We start from the raw sequence: 16,974 nt of genomic DNA on the forward strand, positions 1-16,974 counted from the left end.
ACCGAAAAAAGCACCAGCAAGGTGCAACGAATAAGAACAATAAACGGAGTCATCGACGATGCTGTCATTGCAGCCGCAGGCGTTCGCGCCTACCCGTTCCTTTGCCGCACGCCCCTCAGCCATCGCCAGCGCCCTCGCGCTTGCCGGTGTCGCCCCGATGAGCCAGGCCGCCTTCTTCGAAGACAGCACGGCCACCTTTGAAACCCGCAACATGTACTTCAACCGCGACTTCCGCGACGGCACCAGCGCGCAGCAATCCAAGCGCGATGAATGGGCCCAGGGCTTCATCCTCAATTTCGAGTCTGGCTACACCGATGGCACCGTAGGCTTTGGCCTGGACGCATTGGGCATGCTCGGCATCAAGCTCGACTCCAGCCCCGACCGTACCGACAGCGGCCTGCTGCCGACCCACGATGACGGCAAGGCTGCCGACGAATACTCCAAGCTGGGCCTGACCGGCAAGGTGAAGATCTCCCAGACTGAACTCAAGATCGGCACCCTGATCCCCGAATTGCCGACCCTGCAGCCCAACGACGGGCGTATCCTGCCGCAAACCTTCGAGGGCGGCCTGCTCACCTCCAAAGAGATCAAGGGCCTGACCTTCACCGGTGGCCGCCTGGACAAGGCCAAGGACCGCAACGACACCAACTGGGAAGACCTGGCGCTGAACAACAAGAACGGCCGCTTCGGTGGCAGCTTCAGCGCTGACAACCTGGCCCTGGGCGGGCTCGACTACCAGTTCACCGACCGCATCACCGGCAGCTACCACTTCGCCCAGCTCGACGATATTTACCGCCAGCACTTCATCGGCATGGTCGCCACCCAGCCATGGGGCCCGGGCACCTTGGGTGCCGACCTGCGCCTTGCCATCAGCGATGACGCCGGTGCAGCCAAGGCCGGCAACATCGACAACACCACCGTCAACGGCATGCTCAGCTATGCCCTGGGCGGGCACAAGGTCAGCGCCGCCTGGCAGCAGCTGTCTGGCGAAAGTGCCTTCCCGTATGTAGATGGCGCCGACCCGTACCTGGTCAACTTCGTCCAGATCAACGACTTCGCCGGTGCCGACGAACGCTCCTGGCAGGCGCGCTACGACTACAACTTCGCCGCGCTCGGCGTACCGGGCCTGACCTTCATGACCCGTTATATCAGCGGTGACAACGTCAGCCGTGCTGCCGGTGGCGAAGGCAAAGAGTGGGAACGCAACACCGAACTGAAGTACGTGGTACAAAGCGGCCCGTTGAAGAACGTCGCCGTGCGCCTGCGCAACGCCACCTTCCGCTCCAACTTCGCCCGTGACGCGGATGAAGTGAGGCTGTTGGTCAGCTACAGCGTGGCGCTGTGGTAACCCCATAGCGGTAATCCAATAACAACAACGCTCACGGAGATCGACGATGACCTTTTCACTGCGCCGCCTCGTCCTCGCTACCGGCTGCCTGCTGTTGGCCGGCAACGCCCTCGCTGCAGAACCGAAACGCCCCGAATGCATCGCACCCGCCTCCCCTGGCGGTGGCTTCGACCTGACCTGCAAGCTGGTGCAAAGCGCACTGGTACAAGAAAAAATCCTCAGCAAGCCGATGCGCGTCACCTACATGCCCGGCGGTGTCGGCGCGGTCGCGTACAACGCCGTGGTCGCCCAGCGCCCGGCAGACGCCGGCACGCTGGTGGCCTGGTCCAGCGGCTCACTGCTTAACCTGGCCCAGGGCAAATTCGGCCGTTTTGACGAAAACGCGGTGAAATGGCTGGCTGCCGTCGGCACCAGCTACGGTGCCATCGCGGTGAAAAGCGACTCGCCCTACAAGACACTTGATGACCTGGTCGCAGCGCTGAAGAAAGACCCGAGCAAGGTCGTGATCGGTTCCGGCGGTACCGTCGGCAGCCAGGACTGGATGCAGACCGCGTTGATCGCCAAGGCCGCAGGCATAAACCCGCGCGACCTGCGCTACGTGGCCCTGGAGGGCGGCGGCGAAATCGCCACGGCATTGCTGGGCGGCCATATCCAGGTCGGCTCTACCGACATTTCCGACTCCATGCCGCACATCCAGAGCGGCAACATGCGCATCCTCGCGGTGTTCTCTGAAAACCGCCTGGACGAGCCGGAAATGAAAGACATTCCTACTGCCAAGGAGCAGGGCTACGACATCGTCTGGCCGGTGGTGCGCGGTTTCTACCTGGGGCCAAAAGTGAGCGACGAGGACTACGCCTGGTGGAAGGCCTCGTTCGACAAGATGCTGGCCTCCGAGGACTTCGCCAAGCTGCGAGACCAGCGCGAGCTGTTCCCGTTCGCCATGACCGGCGAAGAGCTGGACGGCTATGTGAAGAAGCAAGTGGCTGACTACAAGGCACTGGCCAAGGAATTCGGCCTGATCCAGTAAGCCTGTCGGACTCACCACCACCCCTGTGGGCGCGGCCTTGTGTCGCGATCGGGCGCGAAGCGGCCCCTGGCAAAGCCGATACGATGCTTCGGACTGATCGCATCGGCAGGTTTAGCGGCCGCTTCGCGCCCGATCGCGACACAAGGCCGCGCCCACAGGATGTGCATTTCACTTGAGCAATCCCAGCGAGGATTCCCCAATGATCCTTCAACGCATTTTCGCCCTGGCCCTGCTGGCGGTGTGTGCCGCCCTGGCCGTGATGGCCTGGCCCTATCAGGCTGCATTCTCCTATGAACCGGTGGGCCCGCGCGCTTACCCGCTGCTGGTGCTCGGCCTGATGGGGCTGGGCCTGCTGTACCTGGTGTTCCGCCCAACGCCCATCGTGCGCAAGGATGACGAACCGGAGCTGGACCGCGAGACCCTGATCAAGATCACCGCCTGTGTCGGCCTGCTGATCGTCTTCGCCGCCACTTTCGAAGCGCTCGGCTTCATCCTCAGCGCCATCCTGGTCGGCCTGCCCATGGCTCGGCTGTACGGTGGCCGCTGGCTGCAAAGCGCCATTGTGGTGGCCGGCATGAGCATTTTCCTCTACTGGCTGTTCGACCGTGTGATGGACGTGCCACTGCCCCTTGGCCTGCTGAGCGTACTGGAGAACTGACATGGATACCTTGAGCTACCTGGGCCAGGGCTTCGGCATTGCCCTGTCCCCCTACAACCTGGTCACCGCCCTCTCCGGCACCTTGATCGGCACCGTGGTCGGCCTGCTGCCGGGCCTGGGCCCGATCAACGGCGTGGCCCTGCTGATCCCCATCGCCTTTGCCCTCGGCCTGCCGCCGGAATCGGCGCTGATCCTGCTGGCCGCGGTGTACCTGGGCTGCGAATATGGCGGGCGTATCAGCTCGATCCTGCTGAACATCCCAGGCGAAGCCTCGACCGTGATGACAACCCTGGACGGCTACCCGATGGCTCGCCAAGGACTGGCAGGCGTCGCGCTGTCGCTGTCGGCCTGGAGCTCGTTCATCGGCGCCTTGATCGCCACCTGCGGCATGGTGTTGTTCGCCCCACTGCTGGCGAAATGGGCCATCGCCTTCGGCCCGGCGGAGTATTTTGTGCTGATGGTGTTCGCCATCGTCGCGCTGGGTGGCATGGCCGGTGACAAACCACTGAAAACCTTCATTGCCGCTCTAATCGGCTTGTTCCTGTCGGCGGTCGGCATCGACGCCAACAGCGGCGTGTACCGCTTCACCGGTGACAGCGTGCACCTGGCCGACGGTATTCAGTTCGTGGTGCTCGTGCTGGGCCTGTTCTCCGTCAGCGAAATCCTCCTGCTGCTGGAAAAGACCCACCATGGCCACCAAGCGGTCAAGGCTACCGGCCGCATGCTGTTCAACTTCAAGGAAGCGGCCTCGGTGTTCCTGGTCAACATCCGTTGCGGCCTGCTCGGTTTCATCATGGGTGTTCTACCCGGCGCCGGCGCAACGCTGGCCAGCGCCGTGGCCTACATGACCGAGAAACGCATGGCCGGGGAAAGCGGCAAGTTCGGCAAAGGCGATGCCCGCGGCCTGGCAGCGCCGGAAACGGCCATTGGTGCGTCCTGCTGTGGCGCCCTGGTTCCGATGCTGACCCTGGGCGTACCGGGCTCTGGCACCACGGCTGTGATGATCGGCGCCCTGACCCTGTACAACATCACCCCTGGCCCACTGCTGTTCGAACAGCAGCCAGATATCGTCTGGGGCCTGATCGCCTCGCTGTTCGTCGCCAACATCATGCTGGTGATCCTCAACATCCCGATGATCCGCATCTTCACCCGCATCCTCGCCGTGCCAAACTGGGCGCTGGTGCCGGTGATCGCCATCATCACCGCGATCGGCGTTTACGCCGTGCATGCCACTACCTTCGACCTGTTCCTCATGGTCGGTATCGGCATCATGGGCTACATCCTGCGCAAGCTGGACTTCCCTCTGTCGCCGATTCTGCTGGGCTTCATCCTCGGCGGGCTGATGGAGCAAAACCTGCGTCGGGCGCTGTCGATCTCCAACGGTGAACTGGGCATCCTCTGGTCCAGCCCGATCAGCATGGGCGTCTGGGCGCTGGTAGTGCTGATGCTCGCCCTGCCGCTGCTGCGCATCTGGCGCAAACGCAGCCTGCAGCGCCGGGCCCTGGCCGATGCCTGATCGGTCGTTGCCATTGTTCGTCGCGACCGGGCTGGTCGGCCTTGCTGGCGGTTTTGCCGCCAGCAAGGTCGGCTGGCCTTTGCCATGGATGGTCGGTTCATTGCTGGCGATCATCCTGGTGCGCTGCCTGACGCGTTGGCAGCTTTCGGAAATCCCCAACGGCCGCAAGTGCGGGCAGTGGATCATCGGCATCGGTATTGGCCTGCACTTCACCCCTGCGGTGATTGAGCAGGTGGCCAGCCATTTCGCGCTGATCTTCTTCGGTGCGTTGTTCACCACCCTGTCCAGCGTGATCGGCGTATGGCTGCTGCGGCGAACCGGCGAAGACCGCGCCACCGCGTTCTTCGCCAGCATGCCTGGAGGTTCGGGAGAGATGGTCAACCTTGGGGCGCGCAATGGCGCGGTGCTCAGCCAGGTGGCGGCAGCGCAGAGCTTGCGTGTGCTGGCAGTGGTGCTGTGCGTGCCGGCGCTGTTCAAGTTTCTGCTGGGTGACGGGGTACCACTGAACCACACCGGTAGCGTGAGCTGGGGCTGGCTGGCATTGATTGCGCCCTTGGGTGTTGCCGTTGCCTTGCTCTGGCAGCGCTTGCGCCAGCCCAACCCCTGGCTGTTCGGGCCATTGCTGGTCGCGGCTACGGTCAGCCTGGCCGGCAACCTGCAGATCGCCCTGCCCAATGGCGCCAGCCAGATCGGCCAGTGGCTCATCGGCAGCGGCCTGGCCTGCCACTTCAACCGCGCGTTCTTCCGCCGCGCACCGTCGTTCCTGGGGCGCACCTTGATGGCCACGGCGTTGTGCATGGCGATTGCCGGCAGTGCCGCGTGGGTGCTGAGCATGATGACTGCACTGGACTTGCGTTCGCTGACACTGGGGATGATGCCTGGCGGGATCGCCGAAATGAGCCTCACGGCCGAAACGTTGCAATTGTCAGTGCCGCTGGTGACGGCGCTGCAGGTGATGCGCCTGATCCTGGTGTTGTTTCTGGCAGAACCGCTCTTCCGGTTGTGGGACAACAGGCATTCGAGCTGCAAGTACCCTGAAGATAGATAGTTACCACTTGCCCAATGCCCGGGTGAATAGAGTCGGATTGCTGCCCTGATCGCCAGCCAACCCACACTTCCCGGCATTCAAGAGGTAATGATGAAAGTCCGTCTTTCTTGCAACTATCGCTCGGCTATTGCCTGGGCATGCCTTGCCATCAGCGCAGGCAGCCTTGCCGCAGAGTCACCTGCCCCCGTCCAGATCAACGTCGTGGCTATCAATGATCTTCACGGCTACCTGGAACCCAACCCCCAGGACTACGCCGGCGCGCAAGGCGCTACCCGCCTGACCTACGGCGGCATCGCCACACTCGGCGCCATGCTCGATGAACTGCGAACGCAGGACCCCGATCTGCTGTTCATCGGGGCTGGCGACTTGATAGGGGGCAGCCCCGCCATTTCTGCGCTGTGGGCTGACGAGCCTGTGCTTGAGGCCTTGAACGCGATGGGCATGATTGTCAGCGCATCCGGGAACCACGAACTGGATGCAGGCAAGGCCGAGTTTCTTCGTCAGATCCACGGAGGATGCGAGTCAACGCGCCCTGAAAAGGCCTGCACGTTTCGCGGCAATTATCCAGGAAGTGGCTTCCCTTACATAGCGTCCAACCTGATCGATACCACCACGGGCGAGCGCTTGCTACCGGCCTATCACATTCAAGAGGTGAAAGGGGTCAAGATAGCGTTCGTCGGTGCCGTGCCACGCAACATGGAAAAAGTGGTCTCGGCCAGAGCATTCGCAGGGCTCAAAGCCACAGATGAAGCGCAAGCCATCAATGACGTGATTCCGGAGCTCAAGGCCAAAGGCGTCAATGCAATCATTGCGGTCATGCACCAGGGAGGGGATACGGTCGAGCCGTTCGACACGCAGGATTGCAGCCAGCTGAGTGGCGCGGTCGTCGACGTGGCGAAGCGGCTGGATCCCGCGGTAGATGCTGTCATCAGCGGTCACTCGCATGCCAGCTATCAATGCAAGGTGGGTGACCTGAGCATCACTCAGGCTGGCAAATACGGCCACTTCCTGACTCAGTTGAAGTTGCAGGTAACGCCAGGCACCCATCACGTCACGAACATCACCGCCCGCAATATTCCTGCTGACCCACAGAACTACCTGCCGAATGCCAAGTTGACGAGTTTGCTGGAGGAAGTGCGTCAGCGGTCCGGGGAAAAATTGCTCGAACCCATAGGACGCATCTCGACGGCAGAACTTGACCGCAAAGAAAATGCCGCCGGTGAAACAACCTTGGGGAACCTGGTCACGGATGCCCAATTGGCCATGACCCAGGCGTTTCAGACACAAGTTGCCTTTCTCAACCTGGGTGGGCTGCGCAGTGATCTTATCCAGCCTGCCGATAGCGACCTGACCTACGAACAATTATTTGCCGTACAACCGTTCAATAACCCACTGGTGGTTCAGGAACTGACAGGCAAGCAGATTACCGAACTGCTCAACCTTCAATGGAACAGGGGCAGTTTCAATCCGCTGCAAGTATCGAAGGGTTTCCATTATGAATGGGATGGTTCACGGCCTGTCGGCAGCCGTGTCGTCGAGGGCAGTGTGCGTCTTCACGGCAAACCCGTTGAGCCGTTGACCCATTATCGCGTCGTCAGCAACCTGTTCCTGGCCGATGGTGGCGGTGGCTTGGCCACTTTCAAAGAAGGAAGGCGACGCCAGGACACCGGCATCTCCGACCTGGAAGCCTTGGTGGCGTATGTGCGCCAGAACCATGAGCGGGGTATTGCAATTGGCCAGCGCAGCGAGCCGCGCATCAGCATGACGCCCTGAGCGATTGCGTACCCCACCCCGGTTTCTCACAGCGGGGGCAGTGCCCAGTCGATGGGCCCGAGCCCCCGCTGCTCGAGGAAGCTGTTGGTACGGCTGAAATGCCCGCAACCGATGAACCCGCGATACGCCGACAGCGGCGAAGGATGGACCGACTTCAGTACCAGGTGCTTGGTACCGTCGATCAGCTTCTGCTTGCTCTGTGCATGCGCCCCCCATAGCAGGAATACCACGTTCGGGCATTGCTCACTGACCACTTGAATGATCCGGTCGGTAAACAATTCCCAGCCTTTCTTGGCATGCGACGCGGCATTGGCGCGCTCGACGGTCATGGTCGTGTTGAGCAACAGAACGCCTTGTTCTGCCCAGCTCTGGAGGTAGCCGTGGCTGGGGATCGGGATGTTCAGGTCGCGCTGCAGCTCCTTGTAGATATTGACCAGCGACGGCGGCGTGGCCACGCCCGGTTGCACCGAAAAGCACAGGCCATGGGCCTGCCCCGGCCCGTGATACGGGTCCTGACCGAGGATGACCACCTTCACCTGGCCCAACGGTGTCGAATTGAGCGCATTGAAGATCAGCGGCCCTGGCGGGTAGATCTCCTTGCCGGCAGCGTACTCGCCACGCAGGAACTCGCGCAGCTGGTGCATGTAAGGCTGGTCAAATTCACCGCGCAATGCGGCCTTCCAGCTGGGTTCGAGTTTGATGCGATCGTCGTCAGTCATGGGGCCTTCCATAAACAATGGCGCGACACTAGGTAAGCCCTTCGCGCTTGTCAAACGATCCGACCGACGACCGGCATGATTGGCCAGGCAAGCCATACTTGGGCGATGACTTGCGAGAGGTAGTCCATGACCATTCACTGCGAGGTACTCACCGGCGTCGATGGCGCCCGCATCGGCATCGCCACCCTGGATGCGCCCAAGGCGCTCAACGCCCTGAACCTGCCAATGATCGAGGTGCTGGGCGAACAACTGCATGCCTGGGCCCGCGACCCGGGTATCGTCTGCGTGCTGCTGCGCGGCAACGGGGCGAAAGCCTTTTGCGCAGGCGGCGATGTCCGTGCGCTGGCGCAAGCCTGCCGCGACCACCCCGGCAGTGTCCCACCGCTGGCGGCCTCCTTCTTCGCCGCCGAATACCGCCTGGACTTTGCCCTGCACACCTACCCCAAACCGTTGCTGTGCTGGGGCCATGGGCATGTGCTGGGTGGCGGCATGGGGCTGCTGCAAGGCGCTAATGTACGTATCGTCACACCCAGCAGCCGGCTGGCCATGCCGGAAATCAGCATCGGCCTGTACCCTGACGTAGGCGCCAGTTGGTTCCTGGCCCGGCTGCCGGGCAAGCTGGGTTTGTTCTTCGGCCTGACCGGTGCGCCGATCAATGCCCGCGATGCCCTTGACCTGGGCCTGGCTGACCGTTTTCTGGGCGAGCACCAGCAAGAGGCCTTGATCGAGGAGTTGGTACAACTCAACTGGCAGGAGCAGACCGCCATACAACTGAACAGCTTGCTCAAGGCCGAGCAGCATCGTGCCTGCGCCGAGCTGCCTGATGCCCAGTGGCTGCCACGACGGCATGAGATCGATCAGTTACTCGACGTGGCGGATGCGGCTTCAGCCTGGCGCGCGCTGGAAAGGCTCAAGCAGCATGACGACCCATTGCTAGCAGATGCCGGCCACCGTCTGCATGAGGGTTGCCCGCTGACGGCGCATCTGGTCTGGGAGCAGATCCGCCGGGCGCGGTACCTGTCGTTGGCGCAAGTGTTCCAGATGGAATACAGCATGAGCCTGAACTGTTGCCGCCACCCTGAATTCAGTGAAGGCGTGCGCGCTCGCCTACTGGACAAAGACAACCAGCCGCGCTGGCACTGGCCTGATGTGGCGCAAGTGCCGGCGGCGGTAGTCGAGGCGCATTTTGCCAAGGCGTGGGAAGGGCGGCACCCATTGGCGGATGTGGGTTAGCCTGCTGATCCGGGGGCTGCTTTTCAGCCCCCGCCTCCGCTCAGCTAGCGCTGCCAGTTCCCTCCTCGCTCCTGCCCGCGCCGCCCGTCCCAACGCCCGCGGTCGTCAACCTGCCGGTTGGAGTGCCGGTCGCCCTGCCGGTAACGCTGGCTGTCATTGCGATAGTCATGGCGATCCCGGTCCTGCCGGTAATCTTGCCGCTGGCGATTGCCGTAGTCATAGCGCGGGTTGCCATGCCACTGGTTCATCCGCGGCTGTGAATAGGGCCGGTAATGGGGCACAGGGGCCGACCGATTGTAGTAACGGGGAGCAGGCTGATAGTAGTAGCGCGGTGCAGGCGCCACATAGTAACGGTCATAGCGGTAATACCCCGGCGCCACATAGCGGTCGGAGGAGTAGTAGTCCGAACGGTAGTAGCCCCCGCGCTCATGGTACGGGGCGCAGGCCGAAGTCATCAGCCCCAGCAGGGTGATCAACAGGATTCGATAGGACATGGCGGCCTCCTGGACCGCTGGAGTGCCCGAACAGCGGCGCTGGCGAGCGTCGAGACGAGATGCGTCAATCGACACTGACTAAGACAGCGGCGCGCAGGTGCAGTGCCATTTCTGCAATAACTTGATACAGGTGAAATAACCCTGAAAAACTTGCAGTCATTTGTCGGCCATCTCACTAGAATAAGCGGCTCGGCACACATCACGGGAAGATCATGCCCTTACGTTCCGCTCTGTTCTCGCAACGCTCGCTGATCGTTACCCTGCTCGTGTTACTGGCCTGCGGCTTCCTGGCCACCTCGCTGCTCAGCTACTTCTCCTCGCGCAGCGCCATCCGCGACGGCATCATCAATACCGAATTGCCGCTGACCTCCGACACTGTCTACTCGGAAATCCAGAAAGACCTGATCCGCCCGGTGCTGATCGCCTCGATGATGGCCCAGGACACCTTCCTGCGCGACTGGGTGCTGTCCGGCGAGCAGGATACCGAACGCATGACCCGCTACCTGAGCGAGGTCATGGGCAAGCAGGACATCTTCACGTCCTTTTTCGTGTCCGATCGCACGCGGACCTACTACCAGGCCAAAGGCGTGCTCAAGCACGTCGAACCAGGCACCTGGCGTGATGCCTGGTATTTCCGTCTGCGTGAACTCAAGGCCCCTTATGAGATCAACGTCGATCTGGACATGGCCAACCAGGACAGCCTGACCGTGTTCATCAACTACCAGGTGCACGACTACCAGCAGCGCTTCATCGGCGCGGCAGGCGTAGGGCTGAGCGTATCGTCGGTGGTCAAGCTGATCGATCAGTACCAACGCCGCTACCAGCGCGCGGTGCTCTTCACGGATGCCAAAGGCAAGGTGCTGTTGACCGGCTCGGAGGGTGGTCCGCATGGTTTGCAAGTTGGCCAGCCACTCAGCGACAACCCTGATCTGAAAGCCATGCTGGCCGAGCAACGGGTGCCGGGCGAAGGCAGCCACGAGTACCATGACAGCGAAAACCACAGCCACTTTCTCAACGTTCGTCACCTGCCCGAACTGGACTGGTACCTGTTGGTGGACAAACGCGAAACCGGCGTCCTCGACCGCATTCGCCACGCGCTGTACCTGAACCTGGCGATCTGTACGATGATCACACTGGTGGTGCTGGCACTGGTGCATGCCATGGTCCGCCGCCACCAGGCCAGCACCGAAGCCTTGGCCACGCTCGACAGCCTCACCGGCTTGCACAACCGGCGCAGCTTCGACCTGCTCGCCGCCCAGGCGCTGCGAGAAGCCCGGCGCGACAGTAGCCCTCTGGTGGCCTTGCTGATTGATCTGGACCACTTCAAGGCACTGAACGACAACCACGGCCACCTGGCAGGTGACGAAGTGCTACGCCAATTCGCCAATGTGCTGCAAGGCAGCCTGCGTCAGTCAGATATACTGTGCCGCTGGGGCGGTGAGGAATTCATCGTGCTGCTGCGCGAAGCTGAAGGCGTCCAGGCCATCGAGGTGGCGGAAAAGATCCGGCGACGCACCGAACAGCTGACCTTCAGTTACGACAACCAGCCGCTGCGACTGACCACCAGCATCGGCCTGAGCAGCCTGCAACCGGGGGATACCCTGCACGCCCTGCTGACCCGCGCCGACCGCGCGCTTTATCGTGCCAAGCAGGCTGGCCGCAACCGCGTCTGCAGTGAAACCCGCCATGAATGACAAGCAACACTGCCCCGCTTGCGGTGCCCTCAACCAGTGCAGCCTGGCCGACCCACGCCGTGCCACCCAGGCGTGTTGGTGCTACAGCGTGACCATCGACCCGGCCGTGCTTCAGGCCCTGCCCGATGAACTGCGTAACAAGGCCTGTCTGTGCCCGCGCTGCGCCGCCGTTGAAGAACAGCTCCGTCCATCCGCTGCCCACTGATCGTTGCCATGCGCCTTGACCGTTTCCTCGCCAACCTGCCCAGCTACAACCGCCAGCAAGTTCGCCTGATGCTGGCGCAAGGCCGCGTGCGGGTGGACGGCAAGGTCGCCAGTGACCCGCTGACCGATGTGCGTGAATTCAGCCGCGTAGAGCTGGACGAGCAACTGCTGCAGGCCGGCCGTCCGGCCCGCTACCTGATGCTGTACAAGCCCACTGGCTGCGTAAGCGCCACCCACGATCCGCAGCACCGTACCGTTCTCGACCTGCTGCCCACGGCGTTGCGAGATGACCTGCACATAGCCGGGCGCCTGGATTTCAACACCACCGGCCTGATGATCCTGACCAACGATGGCCAGTGGTCACGGCGCCTGACCCAGCCTGCTACCAAGCTGCCCAAGCATTATCTGGTGGACACCGAGGACGAGATTGGCGAGCACTATGTGGCCAAGTTTCGCGAGGGTTTCTATTTTGCCTTCGAAGACCTCACCACCCAACCAGCCCAGCTGGAGATCCTCGGCCTCCACCGAGCCCGGTTGGCAATCGTCGAGGGGCGGTACCACCAGGTCAAACGCATGTTCGGGCACTTCAACAACAAGGTGGTGGGGCTGCATCGGGAGAGCATGGGAGCGATCCGGCTGGATCCGGGGTTGGCGCCGGGGGAGTATCGTGAACTGACGGCCAATGAGATAGCCACTGTCCAGGCGTGACAGACAGCCCGTGTCGTCACACGACCGCTCAGCGACAAAAGTCACATTACTTACCGAACGGCACTTGCGCGATCCCCAACCCACTGCTTGAATCCAAATCGTCAGTCTGCATGTGACTACCAAGTCACACCTGCAGCCGATGACACTTTTTGCCGGCCACCCAAAGCCTAGATGCCTTGGGGCACGGCAAATTGCCCGCCAAAAACAATACCGTCGACGCACGTGCCAAGGATCGACACAGGGCCCCCGGTTTATCTTCAGGCAAATGCCTACCTGTCATAAAGAACGTGCACCCTAGGTGACGCGAATACCCTTTTTGCGCCAGGAGTCGATGACATGAGGCCAGAAATCGCTGTACTTGATATCCAAGGTCAGTATCGGGTTTACACGGAGTTCTATCGCGCGGATGCGGCCGAAAATACGATCATCCTGATCAACGGCTCGCTGGCCACCACGGCCTCGTTCGCCCAGACGGTACGTAACCTGCACCCACAGTTCAACGTGGTTCTGTTCGACCAGCCGTATTCAGGCAAGTCCAAGCCGCACAACCGTCAGGAACGGCTGATCAGCAAGGAGACCGAGGCGCATATCCTCCTTGAGCTGATCGAGCACTTCCAGGCAGACCACGTGATGTCTTTTTCGTGGGGTGGCGCAAGCACGCTGCTGGCGCTGGCGCACCAGCCGCGGTACGTGAAGAAGGCAGTGGTGAGTTCGTTCTCGCCAGTGATCAACGCGCCGATGCGCGACTATCTGGACCGTGGCTGCCAGTACCTGGCCGCCTGCGACCGTTATCAGGTCGGCAACCTGGTCAATGACACCATCGGCAAGCACTTGCCGTCGCTGTTCAAACGCTTCAACTACCGCCATGTGAGCAGCCTGGACAGCCACGAGTACGCACAGATGCACTTCCACATCAACCAGGTGCTGGAGCACGACCTGGAACGTGCGCTGCAAGGCGCGCGCAATATCAACATCCCGGTGCTGTTCATCAACGGCGAACGCGACGAGTACACCACAGTGGAAGATGCGCGGCAGTTCAGCAAGCATGTGGGCAGAAGCCAGTTCAGCGTGATCCGCGATGCGGGCCACTTCCTGGACATGGAGAACAAGACCGCCTGCGAGAACACCCGCAGTGTCATGCTGGGGTTCCTCAAGCCAACCGTGCGTGAACCCCGCCAACGTTACCAACCCGTGCAACAGGGGCAGCATGCATTTGCCATCTGAGCGGCTCGGCGCCTTGTAGCCAATACCCGCAGGCCACGGGGCGCCGACAAGCTTTTTTATAACTTGGGCTTCTAATTCGCTGAAGGTTCTGGTAAAAAGTCGAGCTCAGATGCGGGTATAGTTTAGTGGCAAAACGAAAGCTTCCCAAGCTTTAGTTGAGGGTTCGATTCCCTCTACCCGCTCCACATCGCATTCCCGCATGGCGTTCCAGCAACGTCATCGCAGTCAAAAGGAGCCTTGGCTCCTTTTTTCGTTTTTCACCCTGCCTTGACCTGGCCCATGGCCATTTACCCACCGATCCGCTTCAATGCGCATCGGGCCTTTGCGTGCGCAAGCGAAACGGCTTGTGGCGGGTAGGCTCAATGGATTCGTGAAACCATTCGAAAGGACAACGCATGTTTCTCTCCCGCTGGTTACCGGGCCTTGCCAACCTGCTGCACTACCGCCGTGAATGGTTCCACGCCGATCTGCAAGCGGGCCTGTCGGTAGCCGCAATCCAGATTCCCATTGCCATTGCCTATGCGCAGATCGTCGGGCTGCCGCCGCAATATGGCCTGTACGCCTGTGTGCTACCGATGATGGTCTATGCGCTGATCGGTAGCTCGCGCCAGCTGATGGTCGGCCCCGACGCCGCCACCTGCGCGATGATCGCCGGTGCCGTGGCACCGCTGGCCATGGGTGACCCGCAGCGCATCGTCGAACTGTCGGTGATCGTCACCGTACTGGTCGGCGTGATGTTGATTGCCGCAGGCCTGGCGCGCGCCGGGTTCATCGCCAGCTTCTTCTCGCGGCCGATCCTGATCGGCTACCTCAATGGTATCGGCCTGAGCCTGATCGCCGGGCAGCTGTCCAAGGTAGTGGGCTTCCAGATCGAGGGCGACGGTTTCATCCTCAGCCTGATCAACTTCTTCCAGCGCCTGGGGGAAATTCACTGGGTCACATTGATCATCGGCCTGGCCGCCCTGGGCCTGCTCATCTGGCTGCCACGGCGCTACCCGCGCCTGCCCGCAGCCCTCACGGTAGTGGCGCTGTTCATGCTGCTGGTTGGCCTGTTCGGCCTCGACCGCTTCGGCGTTGCCGTCCTTGGGCCGGTACCTGCAGGCATCCCGCAACTGGCCTGGCCACACAGCAACCTGGCGGAAATGAAGAGCCTGCTGCGCGACGCCCTGGGTATCGCCACCGTCAGCTTCTGCAGCGCCATGCTTACCGCACGCAGCTTTGCCGCCCGGCATGGCTACGCGATCAACGCCAACCACGAATTCGTCGCCCTGGGCGTGAGCAACCTGGCGGCCGGGATTTCCCAGGGCTTTGCCATCAGCGGTGCCGACTCGCGCACTGCAGTCAACGACATGGTCGGTGGCAAAAGCCAGCTGGTGGGCATCATCGCGGCACTGGTGATTGCCCTGATCCTGCTGTTCTTCACCGCACCCATGGCCTGGATCCCGCAGGCTGCGCTGGGCGCCGTGCTGCTGATGGCTGGCTGGGGGCTGATCGACATCAAATCGCTGGGGCATATCCGGCGTCTAAGCCGCTTCGAGTTCTGGCTGTGCCTGCTGACCACGGCGGGCGTACTGGGCCTGGGCGTGCTGCCCGGCATCGTGTTTGCCGTGACCCTGGCAATCCTGCGCCTGCTTTACAGCATCTACCAGCCCACCGATGCCGTACTGGGCTGGTTGCCGGGCACCGAAGGCCAGGTGGACATCCGCAAGTTCAAAGACGCCCGCACCGTGCCTGGCCTGGTGGTGTACCGCTTCGACGACGCCATCCTGTTCTTCAATGCCGACTACTTCAAGATGCGCCTGCTTGAAGCCGTGCAAAGCCAGGAGCAGCCTAAAGCCGTGCTGTTCGATGCCGAAGCGGTAACCAGCATTGATGTCAGCGGCATCGCCGCCCTGCGCGAAGTGCGTGACACCCTGGCGGCTCAAGGCATCCTCTTCGCCATCGCCCGCGCCCGCGGCACCTTCCTGCGCATGCTGGTGCGCTCGGGGATGGCGCGGGACATGGAAGAAAAACTGCTATTCGGCTCGGTACGCGCGGGGATTCGTGCGTACCGCGTGTGGCGCAACCGAAACCACAGTGTGCAAGTGACCGAACAGGGTTGAGCGGCTTTCATCCTGTTCAACGTGCTGCGCCTGTGCTGGCCCTTTCGCGGATAAACCCGCTCCTATGTATGGACTTGCAGGGGCGGTTTTACCCGCGAAAGGGCCAGCACAGACAACACAAAACCATCGCCCTGACACCAACCCTCGCACACCTCGCATGACATGCTAAAGTCGCCCCGTTCCCCGCACCACCCAACGGACCCAGCATGCCCGCACTTGATGCCACCCTTACCCCCTGGCCAGAACTCGCCGCCCGCCACCCCTGCGACGCCCTGCTGCTGGGCAATGGCGCAAGCCGCGCAGTATGGAAGCCGTTCGGCTACTTCTCGCTGTTCGAGCAAGCGCAACGCGCAGGCCGCAAGAAAGGCCTGGCGGTCAGTGACCAGGCACTGTTCAAGTCCTTGGGCACGGAACTGTTCGAGCCGGTGCTCAGCGCCCTCAACACCACCGTGCGTACCAATGCCGCACTGGCCATCAACTCCACCGCGCCGCTGAACCGCTACTACTCGATCAAGGAAGCGTTGATTCACGCCGTGCGCACGGTGCATCTGCCCTGGCCGCTGATGCCGAAGGCCACACTGGCAACCCTCAATCAGGCGCTGCGCGCCTATCGAAGCGTCTACACCAGCAACTACGACCTGCTGCTGCCATGGGCCGTGCAGCACGCCCCGAATGGCTTCGCCGAACTGTTCGACGAACAAGGCTATTTCGACGTGCGACGCACCGGCAGCGAAGGTACCCGGGTGCTGCACCTGCATGGCGGCCTGCACCTGCTCAAGCTGCCCGACGGCACCACCCGCCAGCGCAGCGCTGAAAGCGCCGAACTGCTCGATGGGTTTGCCGTGAATATCCCGGGTGAAGTACCGCTGTTCGTCAACGAAGACCGCAGCGACGAGAAACTGCGCGCTATCCGCAACTCGGACTATCTGAGCTGGTGCCTGGGGCAGCTGGCGCAGGAAAACCAAGGGATATGCCTGTTCGGGCAGCATCTGGACAGCAGTGACCGGCACCTGCTCGACGCTGTGCGCCAAGCCCGTCCGCAACAGCTATCCATTGCCATTCGGCCGCTGGGCGAGGCGTCGGTGATCAATCAGAAGCAGCATTTTGCAGATCGTTTCGGAGATTTGCCGGGGACGGTGCTGCATTTCTTCGATGCCAGCACCCATCCGTTGGGGCAGGCAGCATTGGCTATCGAAGTGCCCTCTGCTCAGCGCTGACAAGGTGCC

At 62.0% G+C, this 16,974-nt stretch carries 15 protein-coding genes and 1 tRNA gene; 14 read left to right on the plus strand and 2 right to left on the minus strand.

Annotated elements, in window-relative coordinates; all coding sequences use genetic code 11:
- Positions 1 to 58: 58 nt before the first annotated feature.
- The 6 genes from ACF8Q6_RS15805 to ACF8Q6_RS15830 all read left to right on the plus strand — a co-directional run bounded on the left by ACF8Q6_RS15805 (position 59) and on the right by ACF8Q6_RS15830 (position 7,370).
- The gene (locus ACF8Q6_RS15805; RefSeq protein ID WP_003252026.1) at positions 59 to 1,348 is read left to right on the plus strand and encodes an OprD family porin; all 1,290 of its coding nucleotides are present in this window, start codon (positions 59 to 61) and stop codon (positions 1,346 to 1,348) included.
- A gap of 46 nt (positions 1,349 to 1,394) precedes the next feature.
- Entirely contained in the window at positions 1,395 to 2,375 is a 981-nt protein-coding gene (locus ACF8Q6_RS15810; RefSeq protein ID WP_003252023.1) for a tripartite tricarboxylate transporter substrate binding protein, read from the plus strand.
- A gap of 199 nt (positions 2,376 to 2,574) precedes the next feature.
- On the plus strand, positions 2,575 to 3,033 hold the full coding sequence (locus tag ACF8Q6_RS15815) for a tripartite tricarboxylate transporter TctB family protein (RefSeq protein ID WP_017147937.1): 459 nt from the start codon (positions 2,575 to 2,577) through the stop codon (positions 3,031 to 3,033).
- A 1-nt stretch (position 3,034) separates the two neighbouring features.
- The gene (locus ACF8Q6_RS15820) at positions 3,035 to 4,549 is read left to right on the plus strand and encodes a tripartite tricarboxylate transporter permease (RefSeq protein ID WP_119713329.1); all 1,515 of its coding nucleotides are present in this window, start codon (positions 3,035 to 3,037) and stop codon (positions 4,547 to 4,549) included.
- A complete protein-coding gene (locus ACF8Q6_RS15825) occupies positions 4,542 to 5,597 on the plus strand; it encodes an AbrB family transcriptional regulator (RefSeq protein ID WP_392494250.1) in 1,056 nt (351 codons plus the stop codon). Before ACF8Q6_RS15820 ends, ACF8Q6_RS15825 begins: the two co-directional genes overlap by 8 nt.
- A gap of 90 nt (positions 5,598 to 5,687) precedes the next feature.
- Positions 5,688 to 7,370 carry a bifunctional metallophosphatase/5'-nucleotidase gene (locus tag ACF8Q6_RS15830; RefSeq protein ID WP_392494249.1) on the plus strand — a complete coding sequence of 561 codons (1,683 nt, stop codon included), beginning with the start codon at positions 5,688 to 5,690 and terminating at the stop codon, positions 7,368 to 7,370.
- A 26-nt stretch (positions 7,371 to 7,396) separates the two neighbouring features.
- On the opposite strand, the gene ung is transcribed toward ACF8Q6_RS15830, so the two are convergent.
- Entirely contained in the window at positions 7,397 to 8,089 is a 693-nt protein-coding gene (gene ung / locus ACF8Q6_RS15835) for a uracil-DNA glycosylase (RefSeq protein ID WP_012053614.1), read from the minus strand.
- A gap of 126 nt (positions 8,090 to 8,215) precedes the next feature.
- Between ung and ACF8Q6_RS15840 the strand changes: the two genes are divergently transcribed.
- Positions 8,216 to 9,322: an enoyl-CoA hydratase/isomerase family protein gene (locus ACF8Q6_RS15840; RefSeq protein WP_014592228.1), complete on the plus strand. Its 1,107-nt coding sequence runs from the start codon at positions 8,216 to 8,218 to the stop codon at positions 9,320 to 9,322.
- Between the two features lie 44 nt (positions 9,323 to 9,366).
- On the opposite strand, the gene ACF8Q6_RS15845 is transcribed toward ACF8Q6_RS15840, so the two are convergent.
- On the minus strand, positions 9,367 to 9,816 hold the full coding sequence (locus ACF8Q6_RS15845; protein ID WP_392494247.1) for a hypothetical protein: 450 nt from the start codon (positions 9,814 to 9,816) through the stop codon (positions 9,367 to 9,369).
- A gap of 212 nt (positions 9,817 to 10,028) precedes the next feature.
- Here ACF8Q6_RS15845 and ACF8Q6_RS15850 point away from each other — a divergent pair, with 212 nt between their 5' ends.
- From ACF8Q6_RS15850 to ACF8Q6_RS15880, 7 genes are all read left to right on the plus strand, one after another.
- Complete coding sequence (locus ACF8Q6_RS15850; protein ID WP_392494245.1) at positions 10,029 to 11,510, plus strand: diguanylate cyclase; 1,482 nt, start codon at positions 10,029 to 10,031, stop codon at positions 11,508 to 11,510.
- Positions 11,503 to 11,715: a cysteine-rich CWC family protein gene (locus tag ACF8Q6_RS15855; RefSeq protein WP_003252007.1), complete on the plus strand. Its 213-nt coding sequence runs from the start codon at positions 11,503 to 11,505 to the stop codon at positions 11,713 to 11,715. Before ACF8Q6_RS15850 ends, ACF8Q6_RS15855 begins: the two co-directional genes overlap by 8 nt.
- An 8-nt stretch (positions 11,716 to 11,723) precedes the next feature.
- Entirely contained in the window at positions 11,724 to 12,422 is a 699-nt protein-coding gene (locus ACF8Q6_RS15860) for a pseudouridine synthase (RefSeq protein ID WP_392494243.1), read from the plus strand.
- Positions 12,423 to 12,758: 336 nt separating this feature from the next.
- A complete protein-coding gene (gene phaG / locus ACF8Q6_RS15865; RefSeq protein ID WP_012053618.1) occupies positions 12,759 to 13,646 on the plus strand; it encodes a (R)-3-hydroxydecanoyl-ACP:CoA transacylase in 888 nt (295 codons plus the stop codon).
- A gap of 111 nt (positions 13,647 to 13,757) precedes the next feature.
- Positions 13,758 to 13,831 (plus strand) — tRNA-Gly (locus ACF8Q6_RS15870).
- 210 nt (positions 13,832 to 14,041) lie between these two features.
- On the plus strand, positions 14,042 to 15,748 hold the full coding sequence (locus tag ACF8Q6_RS15875; RefSeq protein WP_121784027.1) for a SulP family inorganic anion transporter: 1,707 nt from the start codon (positions 14,042 to 14,044) through the stop codon (positions 15,746 to 15,748).
- A gap of 206 nt (positions 15,749 to 15,954) precedes the next feature.
- Entirely contained in the window at positions 15,955 to 16,965 is a 1,011-nt protein-coding gene (locus ACF8Q6_RS15880) for a DUF4917 family protein (RefSeq protein ID WP_392494241.1), read from the plus strand.
- The last annotated feature ends 9 nt before the right edge of the window (positions 16,966 to 16,974 follow it).

The organism is Pseudomonas sp. GLN_2 (assembly GCF_043106005.1).
GTDB lineage: Bacteria > Pseudomonadota > Gammaproteobacteria > Pseudomonadales > Pseudomonadaceae > Aquipseudomonas > Aquipseudomonas alloputida.

Excerpts from the sequence above, each read along its gene's own strand:
- ACF8Q6_RS15805 (WP_003252026.1), top strand. The coding sequence starts at position 59 with ATGCTGTCATTGCAGCCGCAGGCGTTCGCGCCTACCCGTTCCTTTGCC.
- ACF8Q6_RS15810 (WP_003252023.1), top strand. The coding sequence starts at position 1,395 with ATGACCTTTTCACTGCGCCGCCTCGTCCTCGCTACCGGCTGCCTGCTG.
- ACF8Q6_RS15815 (WP_017147937.1), top strand. The coding sequence starts at position 2,575 with ATGATCCTTCAACGCATTTTCGCCCTGGCCCTGCTGGCGGTGTGTGCC.
- ACF8Q6_RS15820 (WP_119713329.1), top strand. The coding sequence starts at position 3,035 with ATGGATACCTTGAGCTACCTGGGCCAGGGCTTCGGCATTGCCCTGTCC.
- ACF8Q6_RS15825 (WP_392494250.1), top strand. The coding sequence starts at position 4,542 with ATGCCTGATCGGTCGTTGCCATTGTTCGTCGCGACCGGGCTGGTCGGC.
- ACF8Q6_RS15830 (WP_392494249.1), top strand. The coding sequence starts at position 5,688 with ATGAAAGTCCGTCTTTCTTGCAACTATCGCTCGGCTATTGCCTGGGCA.
- ung (WP_012053614.1), bottom strand. The coding sequence starts at position 8,089 with ATGACTGACGACGATCGCATCAAACTCGAACCCAGCTGGAAGGCCGCA.
- ACF8Q6_RS15840 (WP_014592228.1), top strand. The coding sequence starts at position 8,216 with ATGACCATTCACTGCGAGGTACTCACCGGCGTCGATGGCGCCCGCATC.
- ACF8Q6_RS15845 (WP_392494247.1), bottom strand. The coding sequence starts at position 9,816 with ATGTCCTATCGAATCCTGTTGATCACCCTGCTGGGGCTGATGACTTCG.
- ACF8Q6_RS15850 (WP_392494245.1), top strand. The coding sequence starts at position 10,029 with ATGCCCTTACGTTCCGCTCTGTTCTCGCAACGCTCGCTGATCGTTACC.
- ACF8Q6_RS15855 (WP_003252007.1), top strand. The coding sequence starts at position 11,503 with ATGAATGACAAGCAACACTGCCCCGCTTGCGGTGCCCTCAACCAGTGC.
- ACF8Q6_RS15860 (WP_392494243.1), top strand. The coding sequence starts at position 11,724 with ATGCGCCTTGACCGTTTCCTCGCCAACCTGCCCAGCTACAACCGCCAG.
- phaG (WP_012053618.1), top strand. The coding sequence starts at position 12,759 with ATGAGGCCAGAAATCGCTGTACTTGATATCCAAGGTCAGTATCGGGTT.
- ACF8Q6_RS15875 (WP_121784027.1), top strand. The coding sequence starts at position 14,042 with ATGTTTCTCTCCCGCTGGTTACCGGGCCTTGCCAACCTGCTGCACTAC.
- ACF8Q6_RS15880 (WP_392494241.1), top strand. The coding sequence starts at position 15,955 with ATGCCCGCACTTGATGCCACCCTTACCCCCTGGCCAGAACTCGCCGCC.